The sequence below is a fragment of the Halomonas sp. MMSF_3323 genome (genome assembly GCF_030733595.1).
GTDB lineage: Bacteria > Pseudomonadota > Gammaproteobacteria > Pseudomonadales > Halomonadaceae > Halomonas > Halomonas litopenaei.
Map to the genome: position 1 here is coordinate 107,724 of NZ_JASHIT010000014.1, position 12,019 is coordinate 119,742.

Below are 12,019 nucleotides of genomic sequence, written 5' to 3' on the forward strand. Positions count from 1 at the left end.
CCAGCGCCTGACCACAGCGCCATCGCCAGCCCGGCGGGAGACCACGGATGAAGCCGTTGTCCCAGTACCTGACCCGCCGCGACTGGATGGCCGAGATCCCGATGAAGGTGCTGGCCGGCCCGCTGTTGATCATCATGATCCTGGCGATGATGATCCTGCCGCTGCCGCCCTTCGCCCTGGATGTGCTGTTCACCTTCAACATCGCCCTGGCGGTGATGGTGCTGCTGGTCAGCATGTTCACCGAAAAGCCGCTGGACTTCGCCGCCTTCCCTGCGGTGCTGCTGTTCACCACCCTTCTGCGGCTATCGCTCAACGTGGCCTCCACCCGGGTGGTGCTGATGAATGGCCACGAAGGCGGCGACGCCGCCGGCAAGGTCATCGAGGCCTTCGGCCAGTTTCTGGTCGGCGGCAACTTCGCGGTGGGTCTGGTGGTGTTCTTGATCCTGGTGATCATCAACTTCATGGTCATCACCAAGGGCGCCGGGCGCATCGCCGAAGTGGGCGCACGCTTCATGCTCGACGCCATGCCGGGCAAGCAGATGGCCATCGACGCCGACCTCAACGCCGGTCTTATCGGCGAGGAAGACGCCAAGCGACGGCGCGCCGAGGTGGCCCAGGAGGCCGACTTCTACGGTTCCATGGACGGCGCCAGCAAGTTCGTGCGCGGCGACGCCATGGCCGGCCTGATCATCATGGTGGTCAACGTGCTGGGCGGGCTGATGATCGGCCTGATGCAGTACGACATGGCCTTCTCCGACGCCGCCCGCACCTACATCCTGCTGACCATCGGCGACGGCCTGGTGGCCCAGATCCCGGCGCTGGTGATCTCTACCGCCGCCGGCGTCACGGTGTCCCGGGTCAACACCGACCAGGACGTCGGCCAGCAGATGATCAGCCAGCTGTTCGTCAATCCCAAGGTGCTGATCCTGGCGGCCGGGGTGATGGGTCTGCTGGGCCTGGTGCCGGGCATGCCCAACCTGGTGTTCCTGTTGTTTACCGGGTTGCTTGCGACCCTGGCCTGGTGGCTGACCCGCCAGTCCGAGAAGCGCCTGGTCGAAGAGCAGGAAAGCGCCGCCCCGCCGCCACCCCCGGAAGCCCCGGAGGCGAGCTGGGACGACGTCCAGCTGGTCGATACCCTGGGCCTGGAGGTCGGCCACCGGCTGATTCCGCTGGTCGACGCGCGCCAGCAGGGCGAACTGCTTGGCCGGATCAAGAGCGTGCGCAAGAAGTTCGCCCAGGAGGTCGGCTTCCTGCCACCGGTGGTGCATATCCGCGACAACCTGGAGCTGGACGCCTCCACCTACCGGGTCACCCTGAAGGGCGCCGAGATCGGCCGCGCCGAGGCCTGGCCCGGGCGCTGGCTGGCCATCGACCCCGGCCAGGTGTCCGGCGAGCTGGACGGCACCCCGACCCAGGACCCGGCCTTCGGCCTGCCGGCGGTGTGGATCGACGCCAGCCAGCGCGAACGCGCCCAGGTCTACGGCTACACCGTGGTCGACGCCAGCACCGTGGTCGCCACCCACCTGAACCACCTGCTGCACCGCCACGCCTCCGAGATGCTGGGGCGCCAGGAGGTGCAGAAGCTGCTCGACAAGCTCAGCGCAGAGCAGAAGTCGCTGGTCGAGGAGGTGGTGCCCAAGGCGCTGTCGCTGACTGCCTTCACCCGAGTACTGCAGCAGTTGCTGGACGAGGACGTGTCGATCCGCGATCTGCGCACCATCCTCGATACCCTGGCCGAGCACGCACCCCATCAGCAGGACCCCACCGAGCTGACCGCCCTGGTGCGCATCGCGCTCGGCCGCGCCATCACCCAGCAGTGGTTCGCCGGCCAGGAATCGCTCAACGTCATCGGCCTCGAGCCCCAGCTCGAACAGGTGCTGCACCAGGCCATGAACGGCAACGGCGCCCTGGAGCCGGGCCTGGCCCAGACCCTGATGGACCAGACCGAGGCGGCGCTGGGTCGCCACGAGGCCACCGGCGAGCCGCCGGTGCTGGTGGTCACCCCGAGCCTGCGCCCGGTGCTGGCACGCTTCCTGCGCCGTCGACTGCGCCACCTGGTGGTGATGTCCCAGGCCGAGATCCCCGACGACCGCATGCTGCGCGTCACCCATCAGGTCGGGGGAATGTGACCATGCTCCCAACCTTGATCCTTGCCCGGAGAACCCGGATTACGCCGAGACGCCTGGCGACACTCGCCCTGCTGGCACTGTGGCTGATCGCCAGCGGCGCCCAGGCCTTCCCCGGTGCCTGGACCGCCAACGCCCCGCGCATGACCGTCGCCTCGAGCCAGCTCGACCAGTCGTCGCGACCGCTGAGCCCGCCCTCCGCCAGCGTCGAGGGTGTGATCGAACGGGTGGTGTGGCGCTACCACGCAGCGCCTGGCGCCCGCCTGCAGGGTCGCCTGTGCCATGGACAGCGCTGCCTTCGCCTTAAGGCCGCCCACGGCAGCACCGAACACTTCGCCGGCCTCGACGCCGCCGGCCCCTTCGTCTTTCGTTTTCGTCTCCTGGATGGTGAGTCGCCGCTCGTTGTCGACGGCATGAGCGTGATCGTCAACCACCGTTGAGGCTGTCCCAGAGGAAAGTGCCATGTACACCGCACAAGGCAGAATGGAGCATCAGTCCCAGCTCGAAGCCTACCTCCCCATGGTGCGTCGCCAGGCCCTGGCGCTGCAGGTCAAGCTGCCCGCCGGGGTCGACCTGGATGACCTGATCCAGGCCGGCATCGTTGGCCTGCTGGAGGCGCTGGGGCGCTTCGATGCAAGCCAGGGCGCCCAGTTCACGACCTTCGCCAGCCAGCGGGTGCGCGGCGCCATGCTCGACGAACTGCGCAGCCGCGACTGGCTGCCGCGCAGCGTACGCCGCCAGGCCCGGGCACTGGACGAGGCCACCCGCGAGCTGCAGCAGCGCCTCGGCCGCCCCCCGGAGGAACACGAGATCGCCGAGGCGCTGGACATGGACCTGGTCAGCTACCGACGCCTGTTGAGCGACGTCAACAATGGCCAGCTGATGCCCTTCGAGGAATTGCTCGCCGAAGGCAACGAGCATCGCTTCAGCGACCAGATCGGCATGGCGCCGCTGGCCGAACTGCTCGACGGCGAACGCCGCGAGGCGCTGGTCGCCGCCATCGCCGAGCTGCCCGAGCGGGAAAAACTGCTGATGGCGCTCTACTACCAGGAGGAGCTCAACCTCAAGGAGATCGGCGCCGTGCTGGGAGTCAGCGAGTCCCGGGTGTGCCAGATCCATAGCCAGGCGGTGAGCCGACTGCGCGCGCGATTAAGCGAGCACTGAGCCGCTCCGACAACTCAGCGAAGAAAGCGAAAGAAGAAAGCGAAAGAAGAAAACCACCGGCAAAACGGCAGGTTAGAAAGAGCGGCCGACTAAAGGGAACAGCCACCCCATAGCCATCTCTTATCAGGATTATCGGACCATTCAATTTATCCAATTGCTCGTTTCTGCGTAAGGTGAGCCCTGTCTTCAGACAATACACCCATCGCTCAAAGGAGACGGGAATGTCCCTGATCAACACCGAAGTCAAGCCGTTCAAGGCCACCGCTTACCACAACGGCGAGTTCGTCGACGTCTCAAGCGACGACATGAAAGGCCAGTGGAGCATCGTCTTCTTCTACCCGGCCGACTTCACCTTCGTCTGCCCGACCGAGCTTGGTGACCTGGCGGACAACTACGAAGAATTCAAGAAGCTGGGCGTCGAGATCTACAGCGTCTCCACCGACACCCACTTCACCCACAAGGCCTGGCACGACAGCTCCGAGACCATCGGCAAGCTGCAGTTCCCGATGATCGCCGACCCGACCCTGACCATCTCGCGCAACTTCGAGGTACTGATCGAGGAAGACGGCCTGGCCGAGCGTGGCACCTTCGTCATCGACCCCGAGGGCAAGATCCAGATCGTCGAGATCAACGCCGGCAACATCGGCCGCAACGCCGAAGAGCTGCTGCGCAAGGTCAAGGCTGCCCAGTACGTCGCCGCCCACCCCAACGAGGTGTGCCCGGCCAAGTGGAAGGAAGGCGAAGAGACCCTGGCGCCGTCCCTGGACCTCGTCGGCAAGATCTAAGCCTTGTCCGCAAGATCTGACACTTGTCCGCCAGATCTGACACTTGACCGAAAGTGTCTTGAGCAAGATGTGACTGCGCCAAGGCTGGCTGACTCAGCCTTAGTGTCCCTTGTCGCAGTCACGGCGCCTCGCCAGAGGCGCCCGTCACCCCTGAGGTGACACCCTTTTCCCCACCGGGTCGTTCGTCTCGGTCGTCCTACCAGTCGCTTATGCGAGATCGGGCCCTTCGGCCCGGTGGGGATTCTGCGGCCCAATGATCGGCCAGTTCGCCGATACCGGCACTACGCTCCCGCCGCAGACTACCATTTTCCGATTTTTATCAGGATTGCCGCTGTCATGTTGGACGACTCTCTCAAGCAACAGCTGAAAGCCTATCTCGAACGTGTCACCCGCCCCTTCGAGCTTGTCGCCACCCTCGATGACGGCGACAAGTCCAGGGAACTCCACGGCCTGCTCAGCGACATCGCCGCGCTCAGCGACCACATCAGCCTGTCCACCGAAGGCACGGACCCACGCACGCCGTCGTTCGCCCTTTATCGTGATGGCGCCCCCACCGGGGTGGTGTTCGCCGGCATCCCCATGGGCCACGAGTTCACCTCGCTGGTGCTGGCACTTCTGCAGGTCGGCGGGCATCCGCCCAAGGCCAGCGCCGAGGTGATCGAACAGATCCAGGCGCTGGACGCGGACATGCACTTCGAGACCTACTTCTCGCTGTCCTGCCAGAACTGCCCGGACGTGGTCCAGGCGCTGAACCTGATGGCCATTCTCAACCCGCGGATCTCCCACGACGCCATCGACGGCGCCCTGTTCCAGGATGAGGTCGAGGCCCGCGAGATCATGTCGGTGCCGAGTGTCTACCTCAACGGCGAGCCCTTCGACCAGGGCCGCATGACCCTCGAGCAGATCCTGGCCAAGGTCGACACCGGCGCCGAAAAGCGTGAAGCCGAGAAGATCAGCGCCAAGGAGTCCTTCGAGGTGCTGACCATCGGCGGCGGTCCCGCCGGAGCAGCCGCCTCCATCTATGCCGCGCGCAAGGGTATCCGCACCGGCGTCGCCGCCGAGCGCTTCGGCGGCCAGGTGCTCGACACCATGGCCATCGAGAACTTCATCTCGGTGCAGGAGACCGAAGGGCCCAAGCTTGCCACCGCGCTTGAAGAGCACGTCAAGCAGTACGACGTCGACATCATGAACCTGCAGCGTGCAGAAGCTCTGGTGCCGTCAAGCGAGCCGGGCGGCGAGCACGAGGTGCGCTTCGCCTCCGGCGCCAGCCTGCGCGCCAAGACGCTGATCCTGGCCACCGGCGCCCGCTGGCGCGAGATGAACGTGCCCGGCGAGGCCGAGTACCGCAACCGCGGCGTGGCCTACTGCCCGCACTGCGACGGCCCGCTGTTCAAGGGCAAGCGCGTCGCGGTCATCGGCGGCGGCAACTCCGGCGTCGAGGCGGCCATCGACCTGGCCGGCATCGTCGCCCACGTGACCCTGTTCGAGTTCATGGACGAGCTGCGTGCCGACGCCGTGCTGCAGAAGAAGCTGCGAAGTCTGCCCAACGTCGAGATCATCTCCGGTGCCCGCACCACCGAGATCAACGGCGACGGCAACCGCGTCACCGGCCTGAGCTATGAAGAGCGCGCCAGCGGCGAGCTCAAGCAGGTCGAGCTGGAAGGTGTGTTCGTGCAGATCGGCCTGGTGCCCAACACCGAATGGCTCAAGGACTCGCCGATCGAGCTGTCCGAACGCGGCGAGATCATCACCGACGCCCACGGCATGACCTCGGTCCCCGGTATCTTCGCCGCCGGCGACGTCACCACCGTGCCCTACAAGCAGATCGTCATCGCCGTGGGGGCAGGTGCCACCGCCGCCCTCGGCGCCTTCGACTACCTGATTCGTCAGTAAGGTCGAGCCCCCGACCACGACAAAGCCGTGTTCCCTGAAGACACCGTCTGGCTTCCCTGGCCGCGGTGTCCACGACCAGGAAGGTCGTGACTAGCCTGCCGCCCTTCGGGGCGGTTTTTTTTGGTTATTGATCGCCGTCCACCAGTACGCCGTAGCATCACGATGGTGTGTCACGGCACCCTGCTTGACGACGGTCGACATCACTTCAGCGCATCCCCGACACAGGACACATGCCGCCCCCTTCGGGGCAGTTTTTTTTGGCCTGTTGGTCGTGCAGGAGAGACCAATGTCAGTTCGACGGCGTCAGTCGACGTTCCACCATTGAACTTGCTCCGCTGATGTCCGGAAGGCACTCCCCCTGGGCCAGTCGCTCGAGGATGCGTTCTTCCTGGCGCTGCAGTTCCAGGGTGTGGTCGATCACCGCGTCGACCTCCGACGGTGGCAGCACCACCACGCCGTTCTCGTCGGCCAGCACCACGTCGCCGGCGGACACCACCACCCCACCGACGCTGACCGGCAGGTTCATGGCGCCGCCCTGGTCGTCGAGCTTGGTGGTCAGCGACGAGACGCCGCGGCTCCACACCGGGAAGCGCTTTGCGCGCAGGGTCGCAAGGTCGGTGGCGGTGCCGTCGATGATCACCCCGGCCAGTCCCAGGTGCGAGCCGACCTCGGTCAGCACCCCGCCCCAGCAGGCGTGACGACGATCGCCCTGGCGATCGATCACCAGCACATCGCCGGGACGCAGAAGGCGCATGGCGTGGTTGAGCAGGGTGCCGTCTCCCGGCGGCAGCGACAGGGTCACGGCGACCCCGGCTACCCGCACCGCGTCGAGCTGGCAGCGGATCTCGGGGTCGATAAAGCCCTCTTCGCGGAAGTGGCCGATGGTGGCGGTCTCGCACTCGAGCAGGCGCTGATGGCGGGCGGGGTCCAGCGGGGCGGGCAGGTCGGCGATGGTGTACACAGCGTTTTTCCTTATATCAGGCTCGGCAGCCAGGTGATCAGTCCCGGCACCCAGTACAGCATCAGCATGCCGAACAGGAAGCACAGCACGATCGGCCAGGCGGCGGCGTAGATGGTCGGCATCGACACCGAGGGTGCCCCGCCCTTGACCGCGAACAGGTTGTAGCCGAACGGCGGGGTCAGACTGCCCACCGCCAGGTTGATCAGAAACAGCGTCCAGAACCACACCGGGTCGAACCCGTAGGCCTTGACCAGCGGGGCGTAGATCGGGATGACCACCATCATGAAGGCGATCTGGTCGATGAACATGCAGGCGATAAGCGGGATCAGCATCAACAGCAGCAGCATCAGGCCGGTGTCCAGGTCCATGGCGGTGGCGGCGGCCACCAGCCCGGAGGTGGCCCCGGTAAAGGACAGAAGCTGACTGAACAGCTTGGAGCAGGCCAGGATGGTGATGATCATGGCGCTGATCGACAGCGACGACAGCAGCGCCTGTCCGGCCATCTTGAGGCTGAACTTGCGGTAGTAGAAGGCCACCAGAATGGCCCCGAGCACACCGGTGGCGGCGGACTCAGACGGCGTCGCCACCCCCAGCATCATCAGCCCCAGCACCGAGAAGATGATGATCGAGAACGGCGCCATGTTGGCCAGCGCTCGACCGCGCTGGCGCCAGTTGCCGCCGCCCGAGTCGTCCACCGCCGGTGCCCGCGACGGGTCCAGCATCATGCGCACCACCACGTAGGTCACGAACAACCCGGCCAGCAGCATGCCCGGAATGATGCCGGCGATCAAAAGGCGAGCGATGGAAACGTCGACCATGGAGCCGATGATGATCACCAGAAGGCTCGGCGGGATGATCGGTGCAAGGCCGGCGCCGCCGAGGATCAGGCCGATCGACAGACGGTCGTCGTAGCCACGCTGCTGCATCGTCGGTAGCGCCGAGCGGCTGAGCATGGCGGTCACCGCCAGGGCCGAGCCGGACAGCGCGCCGAACAGCGTCGACAGGGCCACCACGAAGAAGTACAGGCGGCCCTTGATGCGCCCCATCAAGGTGTCGAGGGAATCGAAGATGACGTCGATGGAGCCCGATCGGAACAGCAGCTCGCCCATCAGCACGAACAGCGCGATGGTGGTCAGCGTCTCCGAGGTGACGGTGTCATAGACGCTGTTGGCAAACAGGCCGAAGCCGGCGCTGCCCATCAGCCAGAAGGTGCCGGCCACGTTGATCGCCAGAAAGGCCACAAACACCGGCACGCCTAGGGCGAACAGCCCCATCAGCAGGGCGACGGCCAGGCCCAGGGTGACATACCACTCCATCGTCTACGCCTCCTGCCGTGGACTTTCGCTGGGCCACTCGACGGTGGCGGGCAGCAGCGCGCGCCGCAGAAAGTGCAGCGCGGTATTGGAAAAGCCGTAGCCGATAAAGCTCGACACCCACACCTTGGGGATATCGAGCCCCATGGCGGTGGTGGTGCCGCTGGCCAACTGGCGAAGGCTCTCGCTGATCAGCATCCAGGCCGCCAGCGCGCACACCGCCGCGGTCAGCAGCGAGGTGAAGCGCTCGAAGCCCTGTCGACGGGCGGCGGGCAGGCTGTCCTGCAGCACGCTGATGGCGATGTGCCCACGGGTACGGGCGAGTTCCGGCATGGCCAGGCTGGCCGACAGGCACAGGCAGTAGGCGACGATGGAGCTCGACCACAGGGTCGGGGCGTTGAAGAAGTAGCGGGCCACCACTTCGATCCAGAAACACACGACGATGCCACACAGGGTGGCACCGCCGAGGTAGAAGCCGAATCGCGTGAGGCCATCGTGCCAACGGGCAAGGGTAGCCAGCATGGGAGCGATCCGATCAGGGGGTCATGTCGTTGCTTTCGGCGATCTCGCGCATCTTGGCCACCGCCTCCGGCGACTTGTCGAGGCCGAGCTGCCAGATGCCTTCGGTCACCAGTTCGTCGAGACGCTCGGCGTCTTCCGGGGCGAACTCGGTTTCGTGCATGCCGAGCTCCCGCAGGCGCGCCCATTCCTCGACCGCCAGTTCGTCGAGCACCCCGGCGATCTCGCTTTCCAGCGCCTCGCCCTGGGCCAGCAGCACCGACTGCTCCTGCTCGCTGAGGCCATTGAAGGTGTCGAGGTTCATCAGCAGGTAGGTGTAGGTCTGGCCGAAGGTGGGCTTGGAGAAGTAGCCCGCCACCTCGTGCCAGCCAAGATCCTCGACGCCGTTGAGGCCCCAGGCGGCGCCGTCGATGACGTTACGATCCAACGAGGAGTAGACGTCGCCGCTGGACATCAGCACCGGCGTGCCACCCAGGCCCTGGGTCACGTTGGTGTAGGTGGGGCTGCCGCGCAGACGACGTCCCTCGAGGCCCGGCGAGCCTTCGATGGGCTCCTTGAGCACGTACTGGAAACCGCTGGAGCCGAGCGGCGGAATCGCCAGAAGCTTCAGGCCCAGCTCGTTGTAGTGGTTGTCGATGAAGTCCCAAAGGCCAGACTCGCGGGTCTTGGCAGGATCGACGAAGACCCCATCCATGGCCGCGCCGACACCGGTGGTGTTGGTGTGGTAGGCGCCGTGGGTGTAGAGCAGATCGAACACCCCCACCGAGACCGGCTGCAGCTGTTCGAACGGCGGCACCACGTCGGGGCCATTGAGGCTGATGGAGACCTCGCCGTCGCTGGCGCCCTGGACCTTGTCGATGTAGCGCTGGGCGACTTCGCGGGTGTAGGCCGAGGTCAGGTCGTAGCTCGACAGCATGCGCAGATCGGTGGCCTGGGCATCGGGTGACAGCACCGACAGTGACAGGGCAGACAGCGACAGCGCGGACACGGTCAGGATGGAGCGGGAGAGTCGGGACAGGGAGCGATTCATGGTCTTCCTCGCGTTTATGGTTGTTATCATCCGTGGCCGAGGCGGGATGCGTCCGGCAGAAGGATCTTCGATACCACTTCAATCTAGTCAGGCCGACACACCGGGGTCAATGGAAAGGCACCGATCGAGTTTTTCGATTTTTAATATGTAGAATTTACGGAATTTATACAACAAAATGAAAATATAAAAACCAGAAAAATAAAGAGCACTATCTTGTGAAAAATCTCGTATTAAAGGGCTATTACCTCGAAGTATTTTACGCCAAACATGATGAGACAAAACCCCAATAACGCCTGATAAACCATATAATACAACGACCTATATAAAACACCCTCTTTCGTATAGGCGCCCGCCAAGCTCCATCGTCGTTATTGCCACAGGCGACAATTTCGACACCCTATCGGCCACCTTTCAGCAGAAGAACAGCTCTTTCCAGCAAGAAGGGATCGACTCGCCTGGCCGGTTACCCTCGACCAGGCCGAAGCTGGCAGGAGGTAACCCATGCCCGGCAACGGCCGACGGTGTATTCTCTGACAACAGCTTGGCCAACCATACACAGGCCAACATCAGGGCGCCTTCGGCGAGGACAGATCGTCCGCACGAGCGCCTCTTGCTGACAGAAATGAAAGGAGCCGGTGATGCGGCCGATTCACGACACCCTGGACTGGAACCTGCTGCGGACCTTTATCGTCATCGTGCAGGAAGAGAGCGTGAGCAAGGCGGCGGTGCGCCTGTACCTGTCTCAGCCGGCGGTGAGCCTGTCGCTGAAACGGCTGGAAGAACGGCTGGGCCAGAAGCTGATCGAGCGCGACAGCCATCGCTTTCGGGTGACCCAGGCGGGTCAGCTGGTGTACCGCGAGGCGGTGGATATCTACGCCAATGTGGCACGCCTGGCGGCCTCGGTGGGGGAGTCGGACCCGGAGGTGGCCGGCCACGTCTCGCTGGCCTTTATCACCGGTATCCAGTGTCGCTTTCTCGACAGCGTGCTGGCGGCCTTCCATCACCGCTATCCGCAGATCACCTTCGAGATCGAGGACATGTCGAGTCAGGAGGTGCAGCACGCCCTGTCACAACGCCAGAGCGCGCTGGGTATCTGTCTGGCCCAGAGTTGCCCGGACAACCTCGACAGTCAGGTGCTGGCGCGCCAGCGCTATCGGCTGTACTGCGGGCGCAGCCATCGCCTGTTCGGCCGCGACAGCCTGCCCATGGAAGAACTCAAGCAGGAGGCCTACGTGTCCTTCGGCAGCGAGCAGCTCGACGGGGTGCTGTCGCCGCTGGCGGTGTTCCGCGCCCAGCACGGCCTCAAGGGCCCGGTGGTGGGGCAGTCCAGTCGTCTGCAGGAGATCCAGCGCATGGTCATGGCCGGCTGGGGCATCGGCTGCCTGCCGGAGCACCTGGTGGCTCGGCAGGTGGCGGACGGCGAGCTGTGGCCGCTGCCGCCCTACGACGGCGTGGCCGACATCGACCTGCACCTGATGTGGCACCACGAAGGCCGCGCCAGCGTGGCGGAGACAACCTTCATCGAGTTCTTCCTCACCTGCATGGCCAAGGTGCCCATGGAGCACCGCCTGACCACCGGTATCGACGTGGCCGACGCCGCCCAGGCGCCCCTCGCTTTCGACGATACGCCCTGACGAACGAGGATCGGAGCTGAGCCGGATACACCGACGTCGCCGGTCCTCCCCATTCACCAGCAAGACTCTTTGCACAGGTGTCTCCTGGGTCGTTTCGCGTTTGCACCAGAACGCGCCCTGCCCGCCCCGCGTCGATAACGCCTGAACTCGACATTTTGCGGCACATCTTGGACGACATGGATGTTTCTGGCGTAAGCCCCCTCTGAAAGCACCTTCTTCCTGCTGTCCCGGCCTCGCCTCGCCAGTAGGATCCTCCAGAGTCGGACCACGGCGTCGTTCAGGGAGGATCCACCGTGCCATCTACCCTCGTTCCTTCATCCCCATCTCATGAGCTGCCATCGGTACCTGGCGACCAGCCAAACGTGACGGGAGGGCACTGAGGATGGATGACGGCATGATCCCCGGGCATCGGCCCTTCCCCACCGAGGCCATCGCAGACACCGGCCAGCGCCCGGCCGTGCCGACCGAATTCACCGCCGATGAGCACGGGGGCGGCCTTATCCCCCTGAGGGAACAGCTCAACCATCGCCGGGTGATCACCGCCGAGCCCTACAGCGAAGGCGAGACCCCGGAAGCCGTGATCATGATGGACGT

11 protein-coding genes are annotated in these 12,019 nt (G+C 64.9%); 7 read left to right on the plus strand and 4 right to left on the minus strand.

Annotated features, from left to right (window positions below):
- Positions 1–47: 47 nt before the first annotated feature.
- The 5 genes from flhA to ahpF all read left to right on the plus strand — a co-directional run bounded on the left by flhA (position 48) and on the right by ahpF (position 5,968).
- Positions 48–2,129 carry a flagellar biosynthesis protein FlhA gene (gene flhA / locus RBB39_RS09385; RefSeq protein ID WP_213231730.1) on the plus strand — a complete coding sequence of 694 codons (2,082 nt, stop codon included), beginning with the start codon at positions 48–50 and terminating at the stop codon, positions 2,127–2,129.
- A gap of 2 nt (positions 2,130–2,131) precedes the next feature.
- Positions 2,132–2,566, plus strand: a complete 435-nt coding sequence (locus RBB39_RS09390; RefSeq protein WP_306169051.1) for a flagellar protein FlhE — start codon at positions 2,132–2,134, stop codon at positions 2,564–2,566.
- A gap of 22 nt (positions 2,567–2,588) precedes the next feature.
- Complete coding sequence (locus tag RBB39_RS09395; protein WP_108132021.1) at positions 2,589–3,290, plus strand: RNA polymerase sigma factor FliA; 702 nt, start codon at positions 2,589–2,591, stop codon at positions 3,288–3,290.
- A gap of 221 nt (positions 3,291–3,511) precedes the next feature.
- Complete coding sequence (gene ahpC, locus RBB39_RS09400; protein WP_045992348.1) at positions 3,512–4,075, plus strand: alkyl hydroperoxide reductase subunit C; 564 nt, start codon at positions 3,512–3,514, stop codon at positions 4,073–4,075.
- 336 nt (positions 4,076–4,411) lie between these two features.
- The gene (ahpF, locus tag RBB39_RS09405) at positions 4,412–5,968 is read left to right on the plus strand and encodes an alkyl hydroperoxide reductase subunit F (RefSeq protein ID WP_045992347.1); all 1,557 of its coding nucleotides are present in this window, start codon (positions 4,412–4,414) and stop codon (positions 5,966–5,968) included.
- A gap of 289 nt (positions 5,969–6,257) precedes the next feature.
- Here ahpF and RBB39_RS09410 read toward each other — a convergent pair whose 3' ends face one another.
- The 4 genes from RBB39_RS09410 to dctP are packed head-to-tail and all read right to left on the minus strand — an operon-like array spanning position 6,258 to position 9,791.
- The gene (locus RBB39_RS09410; protein ID WP_240184207.1) at positions 6,258–6,929 is read right to left on the minus strand and encodes an RraA family protein; all 672 of its coding nucleotides are present in this window, start codon (positions 6,927–6,929) and stop codon (positions 6,258–6,260) included.
- 11 nt (positions 6,930–6,940) lie between these two features.
- The gene (locus RBB39_RS09415; protein ID WP_108132012.1) at positions 6,941–8,245 is read right to left on the minus strand and encodes a TRAP transporter large permease subunit; all 1,305 of its coding nucleotides are present in this window, start codon (positions 8,243–8,245) and stop codon (positions 6,941–6,943) included.
- 3 nt (positions 8,246–8,248) lie between these two features.
- Positions 8,249–8,764, minus strand: coding sequence for a TRAP transporter small permease (locus RBB39_RS09420; RefSeq protein WP_306169052.1), 516 nt, complete (start codon positions 8,762–8,764; stop codon positions 8,249–8,251).
- A 13-nt stretch (positions 8,765–8,777) separates the two neighbouring features.
- Positions 8,778–9,791 (minus strand): TRAP transporter substrate-binding protein DctP, encoded by a 1,014-nt coding sequence (dctP, locus tag RBB39_RS09425; protein WP_185696439.1) that lies wholly within the window; start codon positions 9,789–9,791, stop codon positions 8,778–8,780.
- Positions 9,792–10,429: 638 nt separating this feature from the next.
- Between dctP and RBB39_RS09430 the strand changes: the two genes are divergently transcribed.
- Positions 10,430–11,425: a LysR family transcriptional regulator gene (locus RBB39_RS09430; RefSeq protein ID WP_124804587.1), complete on the plus strand. Its 996-nt coding sequence runs from the start codon at positions 10,430–10,432 to the stop codon at positions 11,423–11,425.
- A gap of 382 nt (positions 11,426–11,807) precedes the next feature.
- Positions 11,808–12,019: hypothetical protein (locus RBB39_RS09435; RefSeq protein ID WP_306169053.1), on the plus strand; the 212-nt coding region annotated here is incomplete at its 3' end.